This window comes from Streptomyces sp. NPDC051183 (assembly GCF_040682455.1).
In the GTDB taxonomy this organism is placed as follows: Bacteria; Actinomycetota; Actinomycetes; order Streptomycetales; family Streptomycetaceae; genus Streptomyces.
Window position 1 is genome coordinate 133,291 of sequence record NZ_JBFBBA010000012.1, and the last position, 25,232, is coordinate 158,522.

Annotated in this window: 23 protein-coding genes; 11 read left to right on the top strand and 12 right to left on the bottom strand. The window is 72.1% G+C overall.

Features of this window, described 5'->3' with window-relative positions; genetic code table 11:
• Window positions 1-16 precede the first annotated feature (16 nt).
• Entirely contained in the window at window positions 17-1,522 is a 1,506-nt protein-coding gene (miaB, locus tag AB0M99_RS13520; RefSeq protein WP_365919728.1) for a tRNA (N6-isopentenyl adenosine(37)-C2)-methylthiotransferase MiaB, read from the bottom strand.
• Window positions 1,523-1,614: 92 nt separating this feature from the next.
• Here miaB and AB0M99_RS13525 point away from each other — a divergent pair, with 92 nt between their 5' ends.
• Complete coding sequence (locus AB0M99_RS13525; RefSeq protein WP_365919730.1) at window positions 1,615-2,610, top strand: TAXI family TRAP transporter solute-binding subunit; 996 nt, start codon at window positions 1,615-1,617, stop codon at window positions 2,608-2,610.
• On the opposite strand, the gene AB0M99_RS13530 is transcribed toward AB0M99_RS13525, so the two are convergent.
• The 3 genes from AB0M99_RS13530 to AB0M99_RS13540 all read right to left on the bottom strand — a co-directional run bounded on the left by AB0M99_RS13530 (window position 2,600) and on the right by AB0M99_RS13540 (window position 4,889).
• On the bottom strand, window positions 2,600-3,544 hold the full coding sequence (locus AB0M99_RS13530; protein WP_365919819.1) for an ROK family protein: 945 nt from the start codon (window positions 3,542-3,544) through the stop codon (window positions 2,600-2,602). The genes AB0M99_RS13525 and AB0M99_RS13530 overlap by 11 nt on opposite strands.
• Before the next feature lie 89 nt (window positions 3,545-3,633).
• Window positions 3,634-4,668, bottom strand: coding sequence for a LacI family DNA-binding transcriptional regulator (locus tag AB0M99_RS13535; RefSeq protein ID WP_365919732.1), 1,035 nt, complete (start codon window positions 4,666-4,668; stop codon window positions 3,634-3,636).
• Between the two features lie 8 nt (window positions 4,669-4,676).
• The gene (locus AB0M99_RS13540) at window positions 4,677-4,889 is read right to left on the bottom strand and encodes a hypothetical protein (protein ID WP_365919734.1); all 213 of its coding nucleotides are present in this window, start codon (window positions 4,887-4,889) and stop codon (window positions 4,677-4,679) included.
• Window positions 4,890-5,052: 163 nt separating this feature from the next.
• Between AB0M99_RS13540 and AB0M99_RS13545 the strand changes: the two genes are divergently transcribed.
• Together AB0M99_RS13545 and AB0M99_RS13550 are read left to right on the top strand one after the other, a co-directional pair.
• A complete protein-coding gene (locus AB0M99_RS13545) occupies window positions 5,053-6,312 on the top strand; it encodes a glycosyl hydrolase (RefSeq protein ID WP_365919736.1) in 1,260 nt (419 codons plus the stop codon).
• Window positions 6,313-6,462: 150 nt separating this feature from the next.
• A complete protein-coding gene (locus tag AB0M99_RS13550; RefSeq protein ID WP_365919821.1) occupies window positions 6,463-8,577 on the top strand; it encodes an endo-beta-N-acetylglucosaminidase in 2,115 nt (704 codons plus the stop codon).
• Window positions 8,578-8,633: 56 nt separating this feature from the next.
• Here the strand turns inward: AB0M99_RS13550 and AB0M99_RS13555 are convergent, their stop codons facing one another.
• Together AB0M99_RS13555 and AB0M99_RS13560 are read right to left on the bottom strand one after the other, a co-directional pair.
• Window positions 8,634-10,046, bottom strand: a complete 1,413-nt coding sequence (locus tag AB0M99_RS13555; protein WP_365919738.1) for a HAMP domain-containing sensor histidine kinase — start codon at window positions 10,044-10,046, stop codon at window positions 8,634-8,636.
• 11 nt (window positions 10,047-10,057) lie between these two features.
• On the bottom strand, window positions 10,058-10,777 hold the full coding sequence (locus AB0M99_RS13560) for a response regulator transcription factor (protein WP_365919740.1): 720 nt from the start codon (window positions 10,775-10,777) through the stop codon (window positions 10,058-10,060).
• Window positions 10,778-11,085: 308 nt separating this feature from the next.
• On the opposite strand from AB0M99_RS13560, the gene AB0M99_RS13565 reads away from it, so the two are divergent.
• The 4 genes from AB0M99_RS13565 to AB0M99_RS13580 all read left to right on the top strand — a co-directional run bounded on the left by AB0M99_RS13565 (window position 11,086) and on the right by AB0M99_RS13580 (window position 14,503).
• Complete coding sequence (locus tag AB0M99_RS13565; RefSeq protein ID WP_365919742.1) at window positions 11,086-11,871, top strand: amino acid ABC transporter ATP-binding protein; 786 nt, start codon at window positions 11,086-11,088, stop codon at window positions 11,869-11,871.
• 126 nt (window positions 11,872-11,997) lie between these two features.
• Window positions 11,998-12,921, top strand: a complete 924-nt coding sequence (locus AB0M99_RS13570) for a glutamate ABC transporter substrate-binding protein (RefSeq protein WP_365919744.1) — start codon at window positions 11,998-12,000, stop codon at window positions 12,919-12,921.
• Window positions 12,922-13,016: 95 nt separating this feature from the next.
• Window positions 13,017-13,664 (top strand): amino acid ABC transporter permease, encoded by a 648-nt coding sequence (locus tag AB0M99_RS13575; RefSeq protein ID WP_365919746.1) that lies wholly within the window; start codon window positions 13,017-13,019, stop codon window positions 13,662-13,664.
• The gene (locus tag AB0M99_RS13580; protein WP_365919748.1) at window positions 13,661-14,503 is read left to right on the top strand and encodes an amino acid ABC transporter permease; all 843 of its coding nucleotides are present in this window, start codon (window positions 13,661-13,663) and stop codon (window positions 14,501-14,503) included. Before AB0M99_RS13575 ends, AB0M99_RS13580 begins: the two co-directional genes overlap by 4 nt.
• Before the next feature lie 225 nt (window positions 14,504-14,728).
• Here the strand turns inward: AB0M99_RS13580 and AB0M99_RS13585 are convergent, their stop codons facing one another.
• The gene (locus AB0M99_RS13585; protein WP_365919750.1) at window positions 14,729-15,046 is read right to left on the bottom strand and encodes a hypothetical protein; all 318 of its coding nucleotides are present in this window, start codon (window positions 15,044-15,046) and stop codon (window positions 14,729-14,731) included.
• 1,389 nt (window positions 15,047-16,435) lie between these two features.
• On the opposite strand from AB0M99_RS13585, the gene AB0M99_RS13590 reads away from it, so the two are divergent.
• Genes AB0M99_RS13590 through AB0M99_RS13605 form a run of 4 tightly spaced genes read left to right on the top strand, consistent with a single transcriptional unit; the run spans window position 16,436 to window position 19,198 of the window.
• The gene (locus AB0M99_RS13590; RefSeq protein WP_365919752.1) at window positions 16,436-18,034 is read left to right on the top strand and encodes an FAD-dependent monooxygenase; all 1,599 of its coding nucleotides are present in this window, start codon (window positions 16,436-16,438) and stop codon (window positions 18,032-18,034) included.
• A 32-nt stretch (window positions 18,035-18,066) separates the two neighbouring features.
• The gene (locus AB0M99_RS13595; protein ID WP_311318651.1) at window positions 18,067-18,153 is read left to right on the top strand and encodes a putative leader peptide; all 87 of its coding nucleotides are present in this window, start codon (window positions 18,067-18,069) and stop codon (window positions 18,151-18,153) included.
• A 56-nt stretch (window positions 18,154-18,209) separates the two neighbouring features.
• Window positions 18,210-18,791, top strand: coding sequence for a cysteine dioxygenase (locus AB0M99_RS13600; RefSeq protein WP_365919754.1), 582 nt, complete (start codon window positions 18,210-18,212; stop codon window positions 18,789-18,791).
• Window positions 18,788-19,198 (top strand): rhodanese-like domain-containing protein, encoded by a 411-nt coding sequence (locus AB0M99_RS13605; protein ID WP_365919756.1) that lies wholly within the window; start codon window positions 18,788-18,790, stop codon window positions 19,196-19,198. Before AB0M99_RS13600 ends, AB0M99_RS13605 begins: the two co-directional genes overlap by 4 nt.
• 66 nt (window positions 19,199-19,264) lie before the next feature.
• On the opposite strand, the gene AB0M99_RS13610 is transcribed toward AB0M99_RS13605, so the two are convergent.
• From AB0M99_RS13610 to AB0M99_RS13630, 5 genes are all read right to left on the bottom strand, one after another.
• Entirely contained in the window at window positions 19,265-21,817 is a 2,553-nt protein-coding gene (locus AB0M99_RS13610; protein WP_365919758.1) for an ABC transporter permease, read from the bottom strand.
• 81 nt (window positions 21,818-21,898) lie between these two features.
• Window positions 21,899-22,456: a recombination regulator RecX gene (gene recX / locus AB0M99_RS13615; protein ID WP_365919760.1), complete on the bottom strand. Its 558-nt coding sequence runs from the start codon at window positions 22,454-22,456 to the stop codon at window positions 21,899-21,901.
• 3 nt (window positions 22,457-22,459) lie between these two features.
• Window positions 22,460-23,569 (bottom strand): recombinase RecA, encoded by a 1,110-nt coding sequence (gene recA, locus AB0M99_RS13620; RefSeq protein ID WP_365919762.1) that lies wholly within the window; start codon window positions 23,567-23,569, stop codon window positions 22,460-22,462.
• Window positions 23,570-23,746: 177 nt separating this feature from the next.
• Window positions 23,747-24,331: a hypothetical protein gene (locus AB0M99_RS13625; protein ID WP_365919764.1), complete on the bottom strand. Its 585-nt coding sequence runs from the start codon at window positions 24,329-24,331 to the stop codon at window positions 23,747-23,749.
• A gap of 188 nt (window positions 24,332-24,519) precedes the next feature.
• On the bottom strand, window positions 24,520-25,200 hold the full coding sequence (locus AB0M99_RS13630; protein ID WP_365919766.1) for an MBL fold metallo-hydrolase: 681 nt from the start codon (window positions 25,198-25,200) through the stop codon (window positions 24,520-24,522).
• Between the last annotated feature and the right edge of the window lie 32 nt (window positions 25,201-25,232).

The window sequence follows — 25,232 nt, forward strand, 5'->3', positions numbered from 1 at the left end:
CGCGGTCCTCCGGCGGTCAGTCGATCGCGCAGCCCGAGGTGGCGACGGGCAGCGGCGCGGGCACGCCCAGGGTGGGGATGCCCAGCATGACGCCCGCCGGCTGGGCCGGGGCGGCGTTGCGCTTCTCCCAGGCGTCGCCCGCACGGGTGCGGCGCACCTCCTGGGTGGGGCCCTCGGCCAGCAGGTGGTGCGGGGCGGCGTAGGTGATCTCCACGGTCACCACGTCACCCGGACGGACCTCCGCGTCGGGCTTGGTGAAGTGCACCAGGCGGTTGTCGGGCGCGCGGCCGGAGAGGCGGTGGGTGGTGCCGTCCTTGCGGCCCTCGCCCTCCGCGACCATGACCTCAAGGGTGCGGCCGACCTGCTTCTTGTTCTCCTCCCAGGAGATCTCCTCCTGCAGGGCGACCAGGCGCATGTAGCGGTCCTGGACGACCTCCTTGGGGATCTGCCCCTCCATGTCCGCGGCGGGCGTGCCGGGGCGCTTGGAGTACTGGAAGGTGAAGGCGTTCGCGAAGCGGGCCTCGCGCACGGTGTGCATCGTCTGCTGGAAGTCCTCCTCGGTCTCGCCGGGGAAGCCCACGATGATGTCGGTGGAGATCGCCGCGTGCGGGATCGAGGCGCGGACCTTCTCGATGATGCCGAGGAAGCGCTCCTGGCGGTACGAGCGGCGCATCGCCTTGAGGATGGTGTCCGAGCCGGACTGGAGGGGCATGTGCAGCTGCGGCATCACGTTCGGGGTCTCGGCCATCGCCGCGATCACGTCGTCCGTGAAGTCGCGCGGGTGCGGGGAGGTGAACCGGACCCGCTCGAGGCCCTCGATGGCTCCGCAGGCGCGCAGCAGCTTGCTGAACGCCTCGCGGTCGCCGAGGTCGGAGCCGTACGCGTTCACGTTCTGGCCGAGCAGGGTGATCTCCGAGACGCCCTCGGCGACCAGGGCCTCCACCTCGGCGAGGATGTCGCCGGGGCGGCGGTCCTCCTCCTTGCCGCGCAGGGCCGGGACGATGCAGAAGGTGCAGGTGTTGTTGCAGCCGACGGAGATCGAGACCCAGGCGGCGTAGGCGGACTCGCGGCGGGTCGGCAGCGTGGAGGGGAAGGCCTCCAGCGACTCGGCGATCTCGATCTGCGCCTCTTCCTGGATGCGGGCGCGCTCCAGCAGGACGGGCAGCTTGCCGATGTTGTGCGTGCCGAAGACGACGTCGACCCAGGGGGCCCGCTTGACGATGGTCTCGCGGTCCTTCTGGGCCAGGCAGCCGCCGACGGCGATCTGCATGCCCGGGCGCTTCGTCTTCATCGGGGCGAGCCGGCCGAGGTTGCCGTACAGCTTGTTGTCGGCGTTCTCCCGCACGGCGCAGGTGTTGAACACGACGACGTCGGCGTCGCCGTCCGCGCCCTCGGGGGCCCGGACGTACCCCGCGCCCTCCAGCAGACCGGAAAGTCGCTCGGAGTCGTGCACGTTCATCTGGCACCCGTAGGTGCGCACCTCGTACGTCTTCAAAACAGCAGCCTCGCCCTCGACACTCACCCGACAAGGGTAAGGCTTGGCCCCGGGCCCCGGTCTCGGCCGCCGTCGGGCGGCCCGTGACAGGACGGCGGGCGGGTGGCAGGATCGCGGACATGCCTCTCGTACCGCCCCGGATCAGCAGGCGCCACGCCCTGCGGGCCCTGGTGGCCGTACTCGTCGTGCTCGGAGCGCTGGTGTGGTGGCTGCGGCCCTTCGGGGAGCCGGAGCTGAAGGGCGACCTGGTGTTCAGCACCGGTGTCCGTACGGGCGTGTACCACCGCTACGGCCAGCTCCTGCAGCCCGAGCTGGCGCGCGACATGCCAGGGGTGGACGTCCGGCTGGAGACCAGCGAGGGCTCCCAGCAGAACCTCCAGCGGGTGGCGGCCGGGGAGGCGGACTTCACGGTGGCGACGGCGGACGCGGTCGCCAAGTACCGGCTCGACGGGAAGCCGGGCGCGGAGCGGCTGCGCGGTTGCGCTCGGCTGTACGACGACTACGTGCAGCTGGTGGTGCCCGCCGGGTCTCCGGTGCAGTCGGCGCAGGACCTGCGCGGCAAGCGGGTCGCGGTCGGGCAGGACGGTTCGGGGGTGCGGCTGATCTCGGAACGGCTGCTGACGGCGGCGAAGCTGGACCCGCACCGGGACGTCGTCCCGGTGTCCATCGGCATCGACACCATGCCGACGGAGCTCCAGGCCGGCCGGATCGACGCGTTCTTCTGGTCCGGGGGCCTGCCCACCAACGCGGTGCGGGAGCTGTCGGAGCGGTTCGAGATCCGGCTCGTCCAGCTCGGGGACCTGGTGGAGCAGCTCCAGGCCGGCGGGAGCCCGGCGCGGTACTACCGGGCCGCGGTGATGCCGCAGGACGCGTACGCGCGGGCCCGCAACACCTCGTCGGTGGCCACGCTGGCCGTACCGAACCTGCTGGTGACCCGGGAGGACACGGGCGCCGAGCTGACCGAGCAGTTCACCCGCACCGTGATCCTCAGCCGTGACCGGATCGGGCACGAGGTGCACGCGGCGCAGCTGGTGGACCTGCGGACGGCGATCTACACCGATCCGCTGGACCTGCACGAGGGCGCGATGCGCTACTACCGCTCGGTCAAGCCGTAGCCGCGGACTCCGCGGGCAGCAGCATCAGGGCCGCGGCGGCCGCGCCGATCAGGCCCGCGTGGGTGCCGAGGCTCGCCGGGACCACCCGCAGGTCCTGGACGAAGGACAGGGTCGCGTACGAGGCCAGGTGCCGCCGGACCGGTTCGAAGAGGGTGTCTCCGCTGGCGGCGACCCCGCCGCCGATGACCGCGATGTCGGTCTCCACGAGGGTCGCGGTGCCCGCGATGGCGGCGGCCAGGGCGCGGCCCGCGCGGTCGTAGGCGGCCAGCGCGACCGGGTCGCCCGCCTCGGCGGAGGCCGCGACGCCGGCGGCCGTGGGGTCGGGGCCGGTCCACCCCTGGGCGAGGGCCCAGCCGGCGATGGCGGTGCCGGAGGCGATGGACTCGACGCAGCCGCGGCCGCCGCAGACGCACGGCTCCCCGTCGAAGGCGACGCTCATGTGGCCGATGTGGCCGGCGTTGCCGGTGGGGCCGGGGTGGAGCTGGTTGTTCAGGATCAGTCCGCCGCCCACACCGGTGGAGACCACCATGCACAGCGCGTTCGCGTGCCCGCGGGCCGCGCCCAGCCAGTGCTCGGCGGCGGTCATCGCCACCCCGTCGCCGGCCAGGACGGTGGGGAGCTTCGCCCCGTGGCGTGCCAGCTCCGCCTCGACGCGGGCCCGCACCGGGAACTGGCGCCAGGCCCCGATGTTCACCGGGCTGACGGTGCCCCGGGCGGTGTCCACCGGGCCCGCGCTGCCGATGCCGCAGCGCACTGCCGAGGACCACAGGGGGCTCGCGGCGAGTTCCCCGACGACCTCGGCGACGGCCGCGAAGACGGTGTCGCCGTCCGCGCCGCGCGGGGTCGGGCGGCGGGTGGTGGCCGTCATCGTGCCGTCCGGGTGCACCAGCGCACCGGCGACCTTCGTGCCGCCGATGTCGATCGCCACCGTCAGGCCCCCGGCCGGGGCGGCGGCTCGCGGTGCGGGGAAGGCGGAGGTGGGGGCGGGCGTGGTCACGGTGGCGGCTCCAGGAAGGGTTGATCTCAGTATGCCGCCGCCGATGGCGGAGCCGTACTCTCGCGGGGCTCCAGCCGGGGCCGCTCGCTCTCCCGGGACCGCGGCGGGCCGCCGGCCAGAGCCGCGAGGAGTTCCTCGGCGGCGAGCCGGCCGAAGCCCGCGGTGTCCCGGACCAGGGCGGTCAGCCGGGGGTGGGTGACCCGGCAGAGCGCGGAGTCGTCCCAGGCCACGATCGACAGCCGGCCCGGCACCGGGATGCCCAGCTCGGCGGCGACGGCGATGCCGGCCACCGCCATCACGTCGTTGTCGTAGACCAGCGCGGTCGGCGGCTCGGGTTCGGCGAGGATCCGCCGGGTGGCGGCCGCGCCCTCGGCGTCGGAGTAGTCGGTGAGCACCGAGCGGACCCGGTCCGGGCCGAGTCCGCGCCGCTCGGCCTGCGTGCGCAGCGACTCGATCCGCCGGGCGGTGTGGGCGAGGCCGGGCAGTCCGGCGACGTGGGCGATCCGGCGGTGGCCGAGCCCGTACAGGTGGTCCAGGACCTGGGCCATGGCGCCGGCGTCGTCCGCCCATACCGAGGTCAGGGCGGAGGGCGGGTCGCTCTGCCCCACCGTGACCGCGGGCAGGCCCAGCTGTTCGAGGAGGGCCGGGCGCGGGTCGTCCGTACGCGGGTCCACGACGAGGACCCCGTCCACGCGCCGTTCGGCCCACCACCGGCGGTAGACGGCGCATTCGGCGTCGAGGTCCGGGGCGACCTGGAAGAGCAGGGCGGTGCGTTCGGCGGCCAGGACCTCCTGTATGCCCGAGACGAGCTGGAGGAAGAAGGACTCGACGCCGAGGGTGTGCGCGGGCCGGGCGAGGACCAGGCCGACGGCGCCGGAGCGTTCGCCGGAGAGGGCGCGGGCGGCGCTGTTGGGCTGCCAGCCGAGCTCCTCGGCGACGCGGCGGATCCGGGCGCGGGTGTCCTGGGACACCCCCGGCCGGTCGTTGAGCGCGAAGGAGACGGCGCTCTCCGACACCCCGGCCCGGCGGGCGATGTCCTTGATGGTGGGTCTGCGGGCCATGGCCTGCCTCAACCTCCGGTGATGCGAACGGCGTTGGCCGGACCGTACGCGATATCGCCCTGACGCATCGCCCTGACCTCCGCCATGGCCACCGCCTTGACCACCGCCTTGACCACCGCCTCGACCACCGCCCGGTACTCCCGGGTGAAGCGGCCGGGGGAGCCCGGGAAGTGGTGGCCGGCGTGACCGAAATACCACTGTCCATTTCTGTGCAGTTCCAAGAACTAAACCGCATTAGCTCTATCAGCCTCGGCAATCAGAACCCTTCTGTCAACGGGACTGAAGCGCATAAGTAGCCACTCCCCCGAGGCCCTGTTGACTTCCCCCGGCGGGCGGTGCAGGTTAGCCGCGTCCGGCGAATTCCCCTGAACTCCAGGACCTTTCATGCACCACGCCCCCAGAACCCTCCGCTTCGGCGCGAATTACACCCCGACCCGGGGCTGGTTCCACCACTGGCTGGACTTCGACCTCGACGAGGTCAGGGCCGATCTGGACTCGATCGCGGCGCTCGGCCTCGACCACGTCCGGGTGTTCCCGCTGTGGCCCGTCTTCCAGCCGAACCGGACGCTGATCCGCCCGCGCGCCGTCGAGCAGCTCGTCGCGCTCGCCGACGCCGCCGCCGAGCGCGGGCTCGACGTCAACGTCGACGGACTGCAAGGGCACTTGTCGAGCTTCGACTTCCTGCCTGCGTGGACCGGGACCTGGCACCGGCGCAGCATCTTCGGCGACCCGGACGTCGTGGCCGGGCAGGAGGAGTACCTGCGCACGCTGGCCGCCGCCCTCGCCGACCGGCCGAACTTCCTGGGCATGACGGTGGGCAACGAGGTCAACCAGTTCTCCGACGACCCGCACCCCTCCCCCGACCGGATCACGCAGGAGCAGGCGGGCCGTTGGCTGGAGCGGATGCTCGCCGCCTGCGAGGCGGGCGCGCCCGGGCGGTTCCACGTGCACGCCGAGTACGACGCCGCCTGGTACCGGGACGGGCACCCCTTCACCGTGGCCCAGGCCGCCCGGCTGGGCGCGGCCACCGCCGTGCACTCCTGGGTGTTCAACGGCACCGCGCAGCGCCACGGGCCGACCGGGACGGCCACCGAGCACCATGCCGCGTACCTGGTCGAGCTGTCCAAGGCCTGGGCCCGTGACCCGCACCGCCCGGTGTGGCTCCAGGAGGTCGGCGCCCCGGCGCCGCTGATCCGGCCGGAGCGGGCGGCGCGGTTCACCGAGGCCACGGTGGCGAACGCGCTGGACTGCCCCGACCTGTGGGGCGTGACCTGGTGGTGCTCGCACGACGTGTCCCGGGAGCTGGCGGACTTCCCGGAGCTGGAGTACGGCCTCGGCCTGCTCACCAACGACCGCGAGACCAAGCCCGCCGGCGAGGCCATCGCCCGCATCGCCGAGCAGTGGCGGGGCCGGGAGCACCGCCCGGCCGTACGGTCCACCGCGCTCGCGGTGGACGTGGGCGGGGCCGAGGCGGCGCCGAGGCGCTCGGTGTGTGCGCCGGGCGGGGCGTTCTTCGAGGCCTGGGCCGCGCTCACCGCGGCCGGGGTGCGGCCGGCGGTGGTGCTGGCCGAGCTGGCCGAGGACCCGGCGCACCTGTCCGCGCGCGGCATCACCGAGGTGCTGCGCGTATCCGAGGTCACCTGACCGTCCGTACCGAAGGAGCCCTGCGTGTCCGAGCCCGGCAGCGAGACCCGTAATGAGACCCGCAACGAGACCGGCAACGGCGTCGACCCCCGTCCGTCCGCCTCCGCCGCGGCCCCCGCCGCCCACGCGGCAGGACCGACCCGGCGCGGGCTGCTGCTCGCGGCGGCCGGGGGCGCGGCCGTCACCGCGCTGCCGGGGGCGCCCGCCCACGCCGCGGCCCCGGCCGCCGCCGTGCGGCCGACTCGCCCGGCCGTTCCGGCCGACCTGGCCCCGTACGCCTCCTACTGGTTCCCGGACTCGCTGCCCGGCGGCTCCCCGGGGCCGGGGATCACCTGGCGTTCGCTCCAGCAGTGGGCCCCCGAGTCCGATCCGGACCTCGCCCACAACACCGCGACGGTGCCGCTCGCCGAACGGTTCACGCCGGTCCCGCCGAACGCTTCCGCGCGCGCCGGGCAGGCCCGGATCTCCTCGCTCGTGTCGTTCGGTCCGACCGCCGGGAACCCGTCCCAGGGCTCCGCGACCGCCGACTACTACGCCCTCGGCCACTGGGCGTACATCGACGAGCTGGTGTTCTGGGGCGGCTCCGCCGGCGAGGGCATCGTGCTCGCCCCGAACGCGCCCGTGGTCGACGCCGCCCACCGCAACGGCGTGCGGGTGCTGGGCAACGTGTTCCTGCCGCCCGTGGCCTACGGCGGCGACCTCCAGTGGACCCGGGACCTGGTCCAGCGTGACGCCCTCGGCCGCTTCCCGATCGCCGAGCAGCTGGTCCGGGTGGCGACCGCGTACGGCTTCGACGGCTGGTTCGTCAACGCCGAGACCGACGGCGGGGACAGCGGACTCGCCGCCCGGATGCGGGAGTTCCTGCGCGCCTTGCGCGCCGCCGGGGAGCCGCACGGCCTGCGGATCACCTGGTACGACGCGATGGACTCCACCGGCCGGGTCCGCTGGCAGGGCGCCCTCAACGAGCTCAACCAGGAGTTCTTCGAGGACCGCCGGGGCCCGGTCGCGGACACGATGTTCGTGGACTTCCGCTGGACTCCTCGGACCCTGGCCGAGTCGGGTGCGCTCGCGGACCGGCTGGGCCGCTCCCGGTACGAGCTGTGGGCGGCCGTGGACACGGAGTCGCGTGGCTGGGATTCACCCGTCGACTGGGAGGCGATCATTCCGCGCGACCCCGGGCGCGACCACGTCGTCGGTTACGGCTTCTACCGGCCCGAATGGACCCGCAACCACCTCGCCGACCGCTCCCCCGGCGCCTTCCACCGCGCCGACGACCGGTTCTGGACCGGCGAATCCCTGGACCCCGCCCGTCCGGCCGACCCCGCCCGTCCGGCCGGCGCGGCCCGTCCGGCCCCCGCATCCGGCTGGCGCGCACCGGCCACCGCCGTCGCCGACCGCTCCACCGTGACCGCGCTGCCCTTCGCCTGCTCCTTCAACACCGGGCACGGCGAACGCTGGTACGAGCAGGGCAGGGCCGTCTCGGACACCCCGTGGAACCACCTCGGCCTACAGGACCGGCTGCCGGGCCGCCGCTGGGTCGTGGAAACTGCCGGCGAACGCCCCGAGGTCGCCCTCGACTTCGCCGCCGCCTGGCGCGGCGGTTCCAGCCTGCTCGTCTCGGGCCGCCTCACCGCCCCGGCCGCGGTCGGGCTGCACTGCACCCGCCTGCCGCTCACGCGCTCCACGGTGCTGGAACTGGTCCACGCGACCGAGTCGGGCACGGTCACGGTGGAGGTCGGCGTGGCCACACGTGAACCGGCCGCCCCGGGCGAACCGGTGCCGTACACCTGGCTGAGGGGCAAGACGCTCGCCGCCGGGCAGGGCTGGCGCACGACCCGGGTCCGGCTGTCGACGCCGGCGGGCGCGACCGCCCACGGCCTTGCCGTACGGATCACCGGGCGCGGTACGAAACCGGTGCGCTGGCGGCTCGGAGCCGTGACGGTGCGCGACGCGTCCCCGGGGCGGCGGCCGGGTGCTCCGGGCACGCCCGCCGTGGACGCCTCGGCCCAGCACGCCGGCCGGGCGGCGCTGCGGCTGTCGTGGCGCCGGGCAGCCGGGCCGGTCCGCCACTACGAGGTGTCGCGGGTGCTCCCCGACGGCACCCGCCGCTTCCTGGCCGGCACCTGCGGTACCGCGGTCCACCTCCCCGACGTGGCCCGCGCCGGGCGGGAGCGGGAGGCCGTCTTCGAGGTGCGGGCGGTGGACGAGCTCTACGCCGTCTCCGGCCCGGCCCGGACCACCCTGACCTGGGCCGAAGCCCCGTAGACCCCGGGCGGCACCCACGGCCGGGGCCTCGGCCCCGGCCGCCGGCCCCGCGTCCGTCAGGAGGTGTGCGGGTCCGTGCGCGGAACCGTCACCGTCACGCGCAGCCCGTGCGGCGGGTTCGCCTCGTAGGAGAGCGACCCGCCGCCCGCGGCGAGCAGCGCGCGGGAGATGGAGAGGCCGAGCCCGGAGCCCTTGATGTTCTGGTGGCGGCCGCTGCGCCAGAACCGGTCGCCGATCCGCAGGAGTTCCTCGTCGGTGAGGCCGGGCCCCCGGTCCGCGACGACGACGCGTACCGTGCGCCCCTCCACGGAGACCGAGACTTCGACCTCCTCACCCTCAGGGGTGAACTTCAGGGCGTTGTCGATGACGGCATCGAGGGCGCTGGACAGCGCGATGGGGTCCGCCCAGCCCGTGACGGCGGAGCGGCCCGTGCCGGTGATCCGGACGCCCTTCTCCTCGGCGTAGGGCCGCCAGGCCATGACCCGCTCGGCGGCCAGGGCCCCGATGTCGGTCAGGCTGATCTCCGCGGAGGCGTGCTCGGCCAGCGCCAGATCCAGCAGGTCGTCCAGGACCTGGGTCAGGCGCTTGCCCTCGGTGCGGACGGAGGCGATCTCCTCGTTCCCCTCGGGCAGTTCGAGGGCGAGCAGCTCGATCCGCAGGAGCAGTGCCGCGAGCGGGTTGCGCAGTTGGTGGGAGGCGTCGGCGACGAACGCCCGCTGCTGCTCCAGTACGTCTTCGACGTTGTCGGCCATCTCGTTGAACGAGTGGGCAAGCCGCCTGAGTTCCGGCGGTCCGCCGGCTGCCGCGACCCGGGAGTTCATCCGCCCGGTGGCGATGCCGTGGGCGGCCGCGTCCAGGGTCCGGACGGGCTTGAGTACCCAGCTGGTGAGCCGCAGCGCGGCGCCGAAGGCGACGAGCATGGCGGCCGCCAGCCCGGCGAGGATGAGCAGCCAGCCGCGCAGGATCCGGGCCCGCATCTGGTCGGTGGGCGATTCCGTGGCGACGACGGCGACGACGTCCCCGTCCAGGACGACCGGGGAGACGACGAGGAGTTTGCCGTGGGTCTGCCAGGGCCAGACCTGGCCGGGGTCGTGGCTGCGCCGCCCGGCGAGGGCGTCCGCGAAGGCACGGGAGCCCTCTCCCGACTTCGGGAGCTCCCACCAGCCGGGGGCCCGGGCCATCGCGTTGTCGTCGCGGTTGAAGATGCCGACCCGGATGCCGTACAGCTCCTGGTAGCGGGCGAGGTCGTGCTGGAGGGTCTCGCGGCGCTCGTCCGCGCCGGTGGCGTTGGAGCCCTCGGCGTCGATGACGAACTGGGCGAGGGCGGCGAAGCGGGCGCTGTCGTCGATCCGGTCGACCACCACACGCTGCTGCTGTCCGGCGGCCAGGCTCACGGCGAGCGGGAAGCCGAGCGCGAGCAGCGTGCCCGCCATGAGGATGACGAGCAGCGGGAGCAGCCGGGCGCGCACGGCGGGGTCCGCTAGGGGGCGGCGGGGGTGACGAGCCGGTAGCCCACCCCGCGGACGGTCTCGATGAGGGCGGGCATGCGCAGTTTGGACCGCAGCGAGGCGACGTGGACTTCGAGGGTCCGGCCGGTCCCCTCCCAGCTGGTGCGCCACACCTCGCTGATGATCTGTTCGCGGCGGAAGACGACGCCGGGGCGCTGCGCGAGCAGGGCCAGCAGGTCGAACTCCTTGCGGGTGAGCGGCACATCGGCGCCGTCGACGGTGACGCGGCGGGTGGGCAGCTCGACGCTGACGGGCCCGAGGCGGACGACGGACGGCGCTCCGGTCCCGGTGGCGGCGGCTTCCTCCGCCGGGGCTCCGGTGCGCCGGGCGACGGCGTGGATGCGGGCGAGGAGTTCGCCGGTGTCGTAGGGCTTGACGACGTAGTCGTCGGCGCCCATGTTCAGGCCGTGGATGCGGGAGCGCACGTCGGCCCGCGCGGTCACCATGATGACGGGCGTGGCGGTGCGCTTGCGGATCTTGCCGCAGACCTCGTACCCGTCCTGGTCGGGCAGCCCGAGGTCGAGCAGGATCACCCCGTACGGAGTGACGTGGGGCGGCGCTCCGGCGGGCAGCAGGGCCTGGAGGGCCTCCTCGCCGCTGCGGGCGTGGGTCACCTGGAAGCCGTGCCGGGACAGGATTGCGGACAGGGCGGCGGCGACGTGGTCGTCGTCCTCGACGAGCAGCAGTCTCATGGCGTCCCCCACTCCTGTTCCCGACATCCCGGCGTCCGGGCGATCCCGAACGTCCTGACGTCCCGGCATCCTGATCCGGGCCACCATGCATCCACGCCGATGGGGACGCCCACGTCAAGCGGGTTCCGCCGCGGCGCGTCTTCCGTTATGCACCCGGTACGAGCAATGGGGCCGATGCTCCCGTGCCCGTACGGAGCGTATCCGGGCGAGGCCGGATCGTTATGCTCAATTCTCCCTCAGATGTGATGACGGTGTGCGCACCTCGTCACTACTGTCCTCCCAACCGAGGAGGACGGAGCAAGAAGCCGATGAGCGGAGTATCAGTGACCAAGGACGTGCAGGACGCGGCCGGTGCCGCGGACGACCTGGTCGTACTGAGCAACGTCAACAAGCACTTCGGCGCGCTGCACGTGCTTCAGGAGATCGATCTGAGCATTGCCCGCGGTGAGGTCGTCGTGGTGATCGGCCCTTCGGGGTCGGGCAAGTCCACGCTGTGCCGGACCATCAACCGCCTGGAGACGATCGACTCGGGCACCATCACGCTCGACGGTAATCCGCTGCCCTCCGAGGGCAAGGAGCTGGCACGGCTGCGCGCCGATGTCGGGATGGTCTTCCAGTCGTTCAATCTCTTCGCGCACAAGACGGTGCTGCAGAACGTCATGCTGGGCCAGCTCAAGGTCCGCGGGACGGAATCGGGCGTCGCCCACACCAAGGCGATGGCACTCCTGGAGCGGGTCGGGGTCGCCTCGCAGGCGGACAAGTACCCGGCGCAGCTCTCGGGCGGCCAGCAGCAGCGCGTGGCGATCGCCCGCGCGCTGGCGATGGACCCGAAGGTGATGCTGTTCGACGAGCCGACCTCGGCGCTCGACCCCGAGATGATCAACGAGGTGCTGGAAGTCATGCAGCAGCTCGCAGCCGAGGGCATGACGATGGTGGTCGTCACGCACGAGATGGGCTTCGCCCGCTCCGCGGCCAACCGCGTCGTCTTCATGGCCGACGGAAAGATCGTCGAAGAGGCCACGCCCGAGCAGTTCTTCAGCAACCCGCGCAGCGACCGCGCCAAGGACTTCCTGTCGAAGATCCTGCACCACTGACCTTCGTGGTGATAGTGATCCGGTGACGGATCACCAGGTCGGCCCTACGGGCCGGCCCGTCCGGCCGGCGGTGCGTCGCACACGTCGCTCGTCGTTCAACAACGTCTCATCCGAGGGAAGTTCACCATGAAGCTCATCAAGGCCGGTGCGGCCGTGGCCATCGCCGTCACCCTTGCCCTGACCGCGACCGCTTGCGGTGGCAAGGAAGGCTCCGCAGGAGACCCCCAGGCGGTGAAGCCGGGTCAGTCCAACGCTCCGACCCTCCCCACTTATACAGTCGCGAGCAACGTCACGTTGGACTCGCCGGTCTTCGCGGAGGCCAAGAAGCGCGGCAAGGTCATCATCGGGTCCAAGGCGGACCAGCCGTACCTCGGCTTCGAGGACCAGGCCACGAAGAAGCGTTCCGGCTTCGACATCGAGATCGCCAAAATGATCGCCGCGGACCTCGGTTTCGGTGAAGACAAAATCGAGTGGAAGACCGTCGACTCGGGCGTCCGCGAGACGGCCATCTCGACGGGACAGGTCGACCTCTACGTCGGCACCTACACGATCAACGACAAGCGCAAGCAGCTCGTGGGCTTCGCCGGCCCCTACTACAAGGCCGGCGCCGACCTGCTCGTACGCAAGGACGAGACCGCGATCACCGGCCCTGACACCCTCCAGGGCAAGAACGTCTGCTCGATCGTCGGTTCCACGCCCCTGCAGGAGATCAAGAAGCCCCAGTACGGCGCCAAGACCACTGAGCTCGCCAAGTACTCGGACTGCGTACAGCAACTGCTGACGAACCAGGTCGACGCGGTGACGACGGACGACTCGATCCTCAAGGGCTACGCCGCGTCGAACCCCGGCAAGCTGAAGGTGATCGGCAAGCCCTTCACCCAGGAGCCTTACGGCGTCGGCATGAACAAGGACGACAAGGCTCTCCGGGACTTCGTGAACAGCTCCCTCGAGAAGCATGTCTCGGACGGCACCTACCAGAAGATCTACGAGGGCACGCTCGGCCTGTCCGGTTCCGCGTACGTCGCCCCGCCGGCCGTGGTGCGCTACTGACCCGCGCACCAAGGGCGTCCCGCTGATACGCGTGCGGGACGCCCGCCAGGCGCGCTCATTTCGATGAACAAAGACCCTGCCGCCGCGGAGACTTCATGAATGTACTGCTCGATAACTTCCCAGCCTTTCGCGACGGCTTTCTCGGGACGTTGTCGATCACCGCAGTCAGCAGCATCATCGCCTTGCTGCTCGGCTTGCTGATCGCCAGCTTCCGGGTGTCACCTGTACCTCCCTTGAGGTTCATAGGGGCGGCCTGGATCACGCTGCTCCGCAACACCCCGCTGACACTGCTGTTCCTTGTCTCGTTCTTCGTCATTCCAGAGATCCTCGTCCCGGGCATGAGCCCCTTCGTTCTCGGATCGCTCGCCCTGGGCTTCTACACGTCCAGCTTCGTCTGCGAGGCCGTACGGTCGGGAATCAACACCGTTCCGCTCGGGCAGGCAGAAGCCGCTCGGTCACTCGGTCTCACGTTCGTCCAGACGCTGCGGCTCGTCATCCTGCCGCAGGCCACTCGGACCGTGCTCCCGCCCCTCAGCTCCATCTTCATCGCGCTGACCAAGAACTCTGCAATCGCCGGCGCCTTCAGCGTTTCCGAATTGTTCGGATGGCAGAAACTGATGAGCGATCAAGGGTACGACATCGCGCCCGTCTTCATCTGGGTCGCTCTCGGCTACTTGGTGATCACGTTTGCCGTCAGCGCCGTCTTCAAGCTGCTTGAGCGCCGCATGGAGGTGGCCCGATGAGCGCGAACGTCCTCTTCGACGCACCGGGACCGAAAGCGATCCTTCGCAACCGCATCTACGCCGTTGTCGGCACCGTGGTTCTGATCTGCCTGATCGTTGCCAGTGTCGTCCGGCTCTCCGACAAGGGGCACCTGGCCCCCGAGATGTGGGACATCTTCAACTACTCGGGGATCCGCCAGAACATCCTCGACGGCCTGATCGCCACTCTGAAGGCTTTCGGTATCGCCGCGGTGGGCTCGCTCGTCCTCGGCGTGGTCCTGGCCTTGGGAAAGCTCTCCGACATCCGCCCGGTGAGGTGGACCGCGACGGCATTCGTCGAGATCTTCCGATCGATCCCGCTGCTGATCACGATCTACGCGGTGTGGGTCGGCTTCCTCACCGACTACTCGATGTGGGCACTCGCGCTCGGATTGTCGATCTACAACGGCTGCGTCCAAGCTGAGATCCTGCGTGCCGGCGTCAACTCCGTGCCTCGCGGGCAGCGCGAGGCAGCCTATTCACTGGGTATGACGAAAAGTCAGGTCATGGCGTACGTACTGCTTCCTCAGGCAGTGCGTGCGATGCTCCCGACCATCATCAGTCAGCTGGTCGTCACCCTCAAGGACACCTCGCTCGGCTTCATCATCCTCTATCCGGAGCTTCTCCAGACGGCCCGGCTCATCGCCGGCAATACCCAGGTCAACGGGCAGTACCCGTACGTCTCCACCATCGTGGTGATCGGTGCGATCTACATCCTGCTCTGCCTCGCGCTGTCGGGCCTGGCGACCTGGGTCGAGAAGCGCGGTCGCCGCGTGTCCAAGAGCGTCGAGCCGGAGACAGCCGCCCTTACCGCCGCGTGATCCCTCCGGACAGACTGAAGAGGGCTGCTGGTCTATGACCGGCAGCCCTCTTTTCGGCATCATGGCCGCTCACCTCTCGGCCCGTCATGCCCGGCGGATGCGGCGTCCCGTCCGGGAGACCCGATCGGACGCGGCAATCACCGGACCGCCCGCAGACGGTCGGCGTTCGATCCTGCACGTCCGCGGGGGCGCGGGCGAGCGGCTCGGCCCCACCTACAGGGCGGGCTAGTAGGACCGCGTCCAGAAGGAGCCGCCCACGACATCAGTCATCGGCGGGCAGTAGGCGACGGAGTAGCCGCTGCTGTTCCAGGCCACCGCATCGTGCTGGATGACCGGGGAACCGTTCCAGGGTGCGCACTTGGCGGACGCCTTCCACCTCCCGCCATTGCCGTTGTGGCAGATGGCCGTCCAGCCGTTGCCCGCCGGAGCCCTGAAGCTCTGGCAGTCCTCCGGCCAGCCCGTGGGGGACGCGGTGGCCGTGCCCTGGAGTCCGAGACCTGCCATCGCCGTAGCGGCGAGCAGCGTCACAAATGCCTTCTTCATTTTCCATTGGCCTCTCTGAGTCGATTCGACCGCGGTCAGGTGTTGTTGCGGGAGGACGAATCAATTCCCGCAGATGTGGCCCGGAAGGATCCCTGGCAGTATGCGGTGGAGATTCCCCGCTGCTTCCAGGGTCCGTAGAACCACTCCACCGCCCCGGACTCCGCTTCCTTGCATACGGCGACCGCCCGGTAGGAGCCGCCGTTGTGACTACTGCAGCTGGCGACCGACCCCCAACTGCCGGGAACCTCGTACCTGCAGCCGCTGGGGTGCGCCTGGGCGGCCGCCGATGCGGTGGATCCGGCCCCGAGCGAGAAGATGCCGGCCAGCAGGAGTCCAACCGCCGGAGTGGCGACAGCGCGAAGGCGAGTGCGCTTCAGCAACTTTCTTCACCTACTTCATCAGTGGAAAACACTTTATAGCGTCGATCAGAAACCACAGAGATTCCGACACCAGCTCTAGTGCCACGCCTCTCCATGCCCCCCCCTTGCGTACCGAGGACTTCCAACCCCGCCACGTCCATGACAATTCCATGCCCCCTCGACACAGGCAAGCCAATATTAATGTTCTGAGGTTTTTTTGAGGATGGAGATTCAAATAGATTGATCCTGGTCGAACTGACTGAATTTCGAAAGGAGAATTCTGGCCACTCTGACTGGAATTCACGCAATTGCCTGTGGGATCAGGTTCACCCCGGCTGCAATCCGACACCGCGTTCACCTACGGCGTGCCGCCGGCGCCCGGACCGGCCCAGTGCCGCAGCGGCATACCGCGTGGCCGCCGAAGGAGGGAACCGCGTCGGTCGGAGCCGCCCGGCAGCACCGCGGAGCGACCGGGTGGCGTGCGCAATGGCCGAGCCACGGAGATGCCGGCCTACGCCGCGCCGGCGGGCCCCACCCTCATCGACCGCAGCCTCCACCTGGCCGCCGCCCGAACCCGAGGACCGGCCGCGGCACCGACCGGCGGGGCTTCCTCCACCACGAACACCAGTCCCGCACGCTCGCCGCCCCTACGACCTGCCGCTGGTCGGCCCGCCCGGCAGCCCCGCCCCCGGAGCGAAGCCGATGCAGCGCATTGACCACCCGCCAGCGGACTGAGGAGGACGACGACGGCGAAGCAACTCGCCGGTCCACCTGAGCATCACGCTCGAACTCACGTCCAAGACACTGGAAGTGTCCGCCGTTGACCATGAGCCGGAGGCGTGCCGGTGCGCAGCCGACGGGCCGTTCCACGGTTCGGCGGTCCGTGCCTGTGGGGCAGCGCTGGGGGTAGGATCCCCACCAGGAGCCCTGGTTGCCGTCACCTCATAGCGGACCGGCGTCACTTGACGCAGGCACCTCCAGTGGGTTGCATACGTTCTGTGATCACATACCGGACACCGGGAGCCACATCATGGACCCGGTGATCGTCGTCGGCGCGGGGCCCGTGGGACTGTCCATGTCCCTCGCCCTGGCCGGCCAGGGCGTGCCCTGCGTCGTGCTCGACGAGGGACCCGGCAAGGACGAGGCCAGAACCGCCCGGACCGTGGTCCTGCACTCCGACACCGCGGCCATGGTCCAGCGGCTGGGCTGTACGACCCTGCGCTACGAGAGCGCCTACTTCGCGGCCTGGCGCACGATGCGGCGCGGGCGCGAGCACCGGCGGATCACCTTCGAGGACCGGCCCGCCCCCCTCCACCTGCCGCAGCACGCCCTGACGCGCGGGCTGCGCGACGCGGCCGTCGTCCACCCGCTGATCCAGCTCGTCACCGACAGCCGGCTCGACTCCCTGGAGCAGGACGACCACGCGGTCACCGTCCACACCCGCGGCGCCGAAACCACCTGGTGGCGCGGGAGTTACCTGGTCGGCTGCGACGGGGCCCGCTCCACAGTGCGCAAGCTCCTCGGCATCCGCTTCCCCGGCCGCACCGCCGTGGAACGGCACGCCGTGGCCGCCCTGCGCACCGAACTGCCCTGGCCCGGCGAGGCACTGCTGCACCGCGGCCAGGCGGGCGGCGTCGGCGAGGTCACCGCCCGGCCGCTGCCCGACGGCGTGTGGCGGCTGGACTGGCTGCTCCCGCCGCGCGGCGAACTCGTCACCCCCGACGCGCTCGTCGCCCTCATCCGCGACACCCTCGGCCTGTGGTGCGGGGGCACGACTCCCCCGTACGACCTCCTCGACACCGGCGTCCACACCCTGCACCACCGGCTCGCCAGGCGCTGGCGCGAGGGCCGGGCCTTCCTCGCCGGGGACGCGGCGCACCTGCTGGGGGCGCTCGGGACCCAGGGCGTCGAGGAGGGGCTCCGGGACGCGGAGAACCTCGCCTGGAAGCTGGCCCTCGCCTGGCACCAGGGGGCCTCCGAGGCCCTGCTCGACAGCTACGAGGGCGAGCGCCGCAGGGCGGTGGCGTCCCGGCTGCGCGCCGCCGACCAGGCGATGCCCGCGCTGCGCGCCGGCGGGGGCCTGCGCACGTACCTGCCCGGAGCGGCCCGTTCCGGCGAACTCCGGATCACCGACGGGCACTTGGGCCGGGGCCCGCTGGGCGCGGAGCCGACGTACGCCCCGCCCGTGGCCGTACGCGAGGTCCCGACGGACACCGAGCCGGGCGGCCCGGTGGCGAACGTCCCCGTGACCGCGCCCGACGGTGCGACCGTGCCGCTGCGCGACCAGTTGGGGCGGGGCCGGCTGCTGGTCGTCCTCGTCGCCCCCGGCACCGGGGTCTGGGACCGGCGGCACTGGCTGGGCGCCGGCCTGATGCCCCGCCTCGCGGCGGCCGTGAGCGCGCTCCCGGTCCGGACGGACCTGCTGGTCGCGGACGGCTACCCGGGGGCTCCCGCGCACACCGTGCTCCTCGTACGACCGGACGGGCACCTGGCCGCGACCTTCGCGGGGGTCCGTCCGGCGGAGCTGTACGAGGCCGCGGACGCCGTTCGGCACGGCCCGCCGCTGGCGGCCCTCTCGGGCGTGCCGGCGCCGGCTCCGACGCCGACGCCTGCACCAGTGATCGATTGACCCTCCAGTCGAGTCGTGGTTCACTCGCCGACATGACCGGCAACGACGTGCGCCTGTGGCGGAGGGTCCATATGGACCTGCTCCGCTATGCGGGCTGCGTGTGTCGCCCTTCCTGCTGATTCGCCTCCCTCCGCGCTCCGCGCGCACTTTCGCGAACCCCAGGACGGTCATCTCCATGTCTGCATCGACGCATGCCCCTGCGCACGCGCACGCTCCAGCACCTACGTCGGCGCCCACGCCTGCGCCCGCTCCCTCCCCCTCCGCTCCCGTGACGGCCGCCGAGCTCCTCGACTTCACGCGGCGCGTCGCCTCCGACGCCGAGCTCGTCGCCTCCCTCCCCCTCGATCCGGAGGGCCGCACCTGGGTCCGGCTGGACGGGCCGGGCGGCAGTGAGGCCTGGCTGATCGGCTGGCCCCCGGGCACCGGGACCGGCTGGCACGACCACGCCGAGTCGCGGGGCGCGTTCACCACCGCGCGGGGCCGCCTCACCGAACACTCGCTCGCGGTGCGCCTCCCCGCGGAGGGCTGGCAGTCCCTGGAACTGGCCCCCGACGTGGACCGCACGCGCAGCCTGGGAGCGGGCACCGGCCGGGCCTTCGGCGAGCACCACGTGCACGAGGTGCTGAACGCCTCCGGGTCCGAACACGCCGTCTCGGTGCACGCGTACTACCCGCCGCTCCCGCTGATCCGCCGCTTCAGCCGCACCGGCCCGCTGCTCCGGCTGGAGCACGTCGAGCGCCCGGCGGACTGGCAGTGAGCGCCCCGATCGGCATCGACGACCTGCTGGAGCGGATCCGCGCCACCTACACCCGCCTGGAACCGGAGCAGGCCGAGGCGGCCTCCCGGGCGGGCGCGGTCCTGGTGGACATCCGCTACCAGGCCCTGCGCGAGCGCGACGGCCTGATCCCGGGCGCGCTGGTGATCGAGCGCAACGAACTGGAATGGCGCCTCGACCCGCAGGGCTCGCACCGCGTCCCGCAGGCCACCGGCCACGACCTCCAGGTGGTGGTGATCTGCAACGAGGGCTACGCCTCCTCCCTGGCCGCGGTCTCCCTCCACAGCCTGGGTCTGCGCAACGCCACGGACCTCGCGGGCGGTTTCCAGGCCTGGAGGGCCGCGGGCCTCCCGACCACCGCAGCCACCGGAACCGCCGGAACCACCTGAGAGACGGGTACGGGGCACGGAGCCGCGCCCCGTACCCCGTACCCCGCGCCTCCTGCCGGCCCGCCCCTACGCCTTCGACGTCGCGACCTCCACCGGAGGCACCCGCAGCGCGACCCGCCCCGGCAGGGCGGTGGCCACCAGGGCCAGCAGCCCCGCGACCCCGACGACCAGCGCGTACGCGACCGGCATCACGGCCGGCGCGGCCGTCCCCGTCATCCCGACGCTGAAGGCGGTCAGGACCGCCAGCGCGATCCCCGACCCCAGCACCGTGCCCATCAGCAGCACCGACACCGCCTCGGTGCGCAGCATCCCGCGCACCTGGCGCCGCGTCGCACCGGCCAGCCGCAGCATCGCGAACTCCCGGAGACGCTCGGCCGTGGACATGGCCAGCGTGTTGGCCACCGCAATGGCGGTGAACGCGAGCACCAGTCCCATCGCCAGCAGGTTGATCTCCGCCCCAGCGGCCTGGCGTTCGGCCCGCACCCGGTCCGCGTCCTGCGCGCTCAGCACCCGGACCCCGGGGAAGCCCTGCACCGCGGCGGCCAGCTCCTCGCGCCCGGTGCCCGGTTCGGCCGCCACCAGCACGCTGCTCGCCAGCGGATTGTCGACGTGCGCGGCGACCAGGGCGTGCGGCAGGGTCAGGTCACCGAAGCCCAGCCCCCGCGCGTACACGGCCGATACGGTCAGCGTCACCGGAGTCCCGTCGCCCAGGGTCAGCTTCAGCGGGCTGCCGGGCCCGAGCCCCAGCTGGTCGGCGGCGAGCTCGCTCACCGCCGCGCTGCGGTCCCCGAAGTCCGCCAGGCTCCCGCCGGTCACCGCCGGGTCCCACGTCCGGGTCAGGCCGGCCGGGGTCACACCCTGCGCGGCGTACTTGGTCAGCCCCACCCGTACCGAGGTGTGCACGACCTCGGTGGCCGCCGTGACCCCGGGGGTGCGCCGGATCCGCTCGGCGGCGCCCCCGGTCACCCCGGGCCCCTGCCCGGCCAGGACCCAGCCGGCCTTGACCCCCTCGCGGGCCTGCGCCCGGGCCGCGTCGCCGAGCGTCGGCGTGGCGAGGAGCACGGTGCAGGTCATCCCGATCAGCAGCGCGAGCGGGGTGACGGCGGAGGCCATCCGGGTCGCGTTGCCGCGCAGGTTGGCGGTGGCCAGGTGGCCGCCCGTACCGGCCAGCTTCAGCGGCCCGGCGAGCAGCGCGGCAGCGCCGCGTACGACCAGCGGGCCCAGCAGGGAGACCGCCCCGGCCAGGACCACCACGGCCAGGAAGGTCACCGGGGTGGAGGCGGGCTCGGTGCGCAGCGTGCTCAGGACGGCGACCAGCACCGCCCCGGCGGCCAGCAGCAGTACGCCGGTGCCGATCCGGGCCCAGGCGGGCCGGGCCCGCTCGACGGCGGCTTCGGCGAGCGCCTCGGCGGGGCGGATCCGGGCGATCCGGCGGCCGGTGATCCGGGCCGCGGCCCAGGCCCCGAACAGGCTGGCGCCGACGGCGGCGAACATCGGGAAGATCCCGGCGGTGCGCTCCAGGTTGGCGGGCACGACCCCGCCGTCCACGAACCGCCCGTACAGCCAGGCGGCGAGGGGCAGTCCGGCGAACGCTCCGGCGACACCGGCGGCCAGGCCCACGAGCAGCGCCTCGCGGCCGATCATTCGGCGCAGCTGCTTGGGGGTGGCGGCGATGGCCCGCAGGAGGGCGAGCTCGCGGTAGCGCTGCTGGACCGACAGGGCGAAGGTGCCGACGACCACCAGGATCGCCACGAGGAGCGAGGTCCCGCCCATCGCGCCACCCATGGAGACGAGCTTGACCCGGGCGCCGGCCGCGTCGAGGAACTCGGCCGGTCCCCGCTCGTCGCCGGTGTTCACCTGTGCGGTGGTGCCCTTGAGGGCCTGCGCGACCTGCCCGGCCAGGCGGCCCGCGTCGACCCCGGGAGCGGGCAGCACGCCGATGGCGCTGACCTGGCCGTCGCGGGCGGCGAGCCGCTGCGCCTCGGCGTCGCTGAAGAAGAGCGCGCCCTGCCGGACGAGGTCGCCGCCGGGGGTCTTCGCGACGCCTCTGACGGTGTAGCTCTTCGGCTCGCCGGTGGCCTGCACGGTCAGTTCGGAGCCGGTCCTCAGCCCGGCCCGGGCGGCCAGTCCTCGGTCGATGACGACCTCGCCGGCGCCCTGGGGGGCGCGGCCCTCGGCGAGCGTGAAGGGGGTGAGCGCGGCGGAGGTCCAGGAGTGCCCGTACGAGGGGACCTCGGCGGCGCTGCCCTTGACGAGCGGGACGGCCTGGAAGGTGAGCTCGGGCACGGCCCGCTCGACGCCGGGCACGGTCCGGACCGCGTCCACGGTGGAGGCGGGGAGCCAGGCCCGCTCGGCGACGGGCTTGGCCTTGTGCTTCGTCTTGGTCTTCTGCGGATCGCCCTTCTTCTCCTTGACCGTGGTCTGGTGCACGTTCTGGTCGGCGGAGACGAGGACCGGTGTGGCCGCGTAGCGCTCGGTGCCGATCTTTCCGCGCAGGCCTGTTTCCAGGAGCGTGCCGCAGGCGGTGACGAGGGCCGCCGCGCACAGGAGGGCGACGAAGGCGCCGAGGAAACCGGCTTTGCGGTCCCGGACGGTCTGGAGGGCGTAACGCAGCATCATGTGGTCAACTCTGCCGCCGGGCCCGCTCGTTGACATTGGAGCGCCCCGGCGTCACCGCCGGGGGGCTACCCCCACCTCCGGCTACCCCGGGTACCCCAGGTCGTCGGCGTCCTCGCCCTCCGCCTCCAGTGCGCGGCGGACCACCCGCAGGGCCATGCCCTCGGGGTATCCCTTGCGGGCGAGCATCCCGGCGAGCCGCCGGATGCGCTTCTCCCGCTCCAGGCCCCGGGTGGAGCGGAGCTTGCGCTCCACGAGTTCGCGGGCGGTCTGCTCCTCCTGCTCGGAGTCCAGCTGTTCCAGGGCCTCCTCCACGAGGGTGGCGTGCACCCCCTTGGTGCGCAGCTCCTGCGCGAGCGCCCGGCGGGCCAGGCCCCGGCCGCGGTGCCGGGACTCGACCCAGGCCCCGGCGAACGCGGCGTCGTCGATGAGGCCCACCTCCTCGTACCGGGAGAGGACCGCCTGCGACACCTCCTCGGGGATGCCCCGCTTGTGCAGGGCGTCCGCGAGCTGCCGCCGGGTGCGCGGCATCCCGGTGAGCAGGCGCAGGCAGATCGCCCGCGCCTGCTCCTCGGGGCTCTGGGGCGGCAGCTCCTGGCGGCCTTCACGGCCGCCTCCGCCGCCCCGTTCCTGCTCGCGCACGGGTCAGCTCTTGGCCACGGCGGCCTTGGCCGTCGTCTTGGCCTTCGACGCGGGGGCGGGAACTGCTGCGGTCTCGGCGGGCGCAGCGGCGGCGGCCTCGTCCGCGGCGGCGTCCTTGCGGACGCCCACGCCCAGCTTCTCCTTGATCTTCCGCTCGATCTCGTCGGAGAGGGCGGGGTTGTCGCAGAGGAACTTCCGCGCGTTCTCCTTGCCCTGGCCGAGCTGGTCGCCCTCGTACGTGTACCAGGCGCCGGCCTTGCGTACGAAGCCGTGCTCGACGCCCATGTCGATCAGGCCGCCCTCGCGACTGATGCCCTGGCCGTAGAGGATGTCGAACTCGGCCTGCTTGAAGGGCGGCGCGACCTTGTTCTTGACGACTTTGACGCGGGTGCGGTTGCCGACCGCGTCCGTGCCGTCCTTGAGGGTCTCGATGCGGCGGATGTCGAGGCGCACCGAGGCGTAGAACTTCAGCGCGCGGCCACCGGTGGTGGTCTCCGGCGAGCCGAACATCACGCCGATCTTCTCGCGGAGCTGGTTGATGAAGATCGCGGTGGTCTTGGACTGGTTGAGCGCACCGGTGATCTTCCGGAGCGCCTGGCTCATCAGGCGGGCCTGGAGACCCACGTGCGAGTCGCCCATCTCGCCCTCGATCTCCGCGCGCGGCACGAGCGCCGCGACGGAGTCGATGACGATCAGGTCGAGCGCACCGGAGCGGACGAGCATGTCCACGATCTCCAGCGCCTGCTCACCGGTGTCCGGCTGGGACAGGATGAGGTTGTCGGTGTCGACGCCGAGGGCCTTCGCGTACTCGGGGTCGAGCGCGTGCTCGGCGTCCACGAAGGCGACGGTGCCGCCGGCCTTCTGCGCGTTGGCCACGGCGTGCAGGGTCAGGGTCGTCTTACCGGAGGACTCCGGCCCGTACACCTCGATCACGCGGCCGCGGGGCAGCCCGCCGACGCCGAGGGCGATGTCCAGCGCGGTCGACCCGGTGGGGATGACCTCGATGGGGTCGTTCGGCTTGTCGCCGAGGCGCATGACCGCACCCTTGCCGAATTGCCGTTCAATCTGTGCGAGCGCGGCGTCGAGAGCCTTCTCGCGGTCGGTGCCTGCCATGGGTTCCACCCGGTTTGCTTGAGTCGATCGCTTCACGCCATTGACGCTAACGCCTGCCACTGACAATGCGCTCCCACGCCCGGTTTGGCTGTGGATAACCCATAAGAATACGTGTTCGATTTCTGTGTCAAGCGCGCCACGCCAGCCCCAGGAGTTGGCCGGGCCGAGGGTTCGGCGTCAGGCTTCGGGGCGGGTCCAGAGGGTCAGGTCGCTGCTGGTGGCGACGGCGAGGGTGCGTCCGGACGGCGAGAAGCCGGCGGCGCGCAGTTCGGAGTAGTCGGAGTCGAAGACGTGCCACCAGCCTTCGCCGTGCGGTCCGCTGTGGGGGATGCCTCCGTCCACGGACAGCAGAACGCGGTGGTGCGGCCACTCGGGGCTGACGACCTCCAGGGTCCAGCCGTCCTCGGTGGTGGTGTGCAGGCCGCCTCCGAAGAGTCCCGCGATGCGTACTCGGGTCGCGGCGACGGGGCCGAGCCCCGGGCAGGAGAGATCCGGCACTGAGTCCGGGGTGCTGCCGTCGGGGGCAGGGTCGCGGTCCCGGGCGATCTTCTCGCCGGTGACGGCGTCGAAGAGCCCGTGGCCGTCGCGGGAGACCACCATGACCAGGTCGCGGCCGTCGTCGGGAGCGAGGGCGAAACCGATGCCGAGCAGGCCGCCGACGGGGATGCGTTCGCTCAGTACCGGGCGCCACGGGCCGGGCGGCGCAACGACGGGGACGGACAGGAACTGCTCGCGCAGACGCCGCTGGTAATCAGAGAGCAAGGTTCCTTCTCGTCTCGGCCGGGCGTTGACCGCCTTGAGGCGGTGACGGGAATCGTGCCGGATGCGCACGACAGTATGCCTCGCCTCCCGGGGGGGCTTCGTGCGCCTACTCCCCGAGGGCGGCCACTGCCGCCGCGAGACGACTTCTGGACTCGTCCATCCGGGCCCGTCGTGCGTCCTGCTCGGCTTCAGCGCGGCGTGGTGGCGTCCGGGGTGAAGGGGGCGCCGTGGCCGGGCACGATCAGGTCCGCGGCGGCCATCACCCGCAGCCGGGAGGCACGCAGGACCTCGCGGTCCGGGGCCACCGGGTCGTCCGCCGGTCCCGCCGAGTGCCACCACAGGTCGCCGGCGAACGCGACCACGCCCGTGTCCGTGCCGGCAAGCAGCGTGATGTCCTCGGCGCTGTGTCCCGGGGTGCGGATCAGCCGTAGCGACGGGGTGAGTTCGTACCCCTCCGCGTCGCGGTTCTTCCACTGGTCGCCCCGGTACTCCACCTTGTGGTCGTGGACCCGGGCACGGCCGAACAGGCCCACGTTCATGGTGTTGTCCGGGTGGTGGTGGCTGAGCACCACGTCGGTGATGTCGTCGGGACCGAGCCCCAGCTCCGCGAGCGGGCCGAGGATGTCGTCGTGGGCGGCCACCATGCCCGGGTCGAAGATCACGTGCCGGCCGGCGTCCGAGACGTAGGAGACGGTGGCGGCCACTCCGGGGCCGGTGGAGCCGACGTAGCCGGTGGTCAGGACCCGGTACACGGCGCTGCGGCCGAGCGGCGCGTCCGGCGTGGCCGGAGTCGTGGTCGGGGTCGAAGTCGTGGTCGGGGTCGAAGTCGTGGTCGCTATTGCCGTGTTCGCTGCCGTGTTCGTTGTCATGTCCTCAATACTTCCGGGCGGGGCGGCCACGT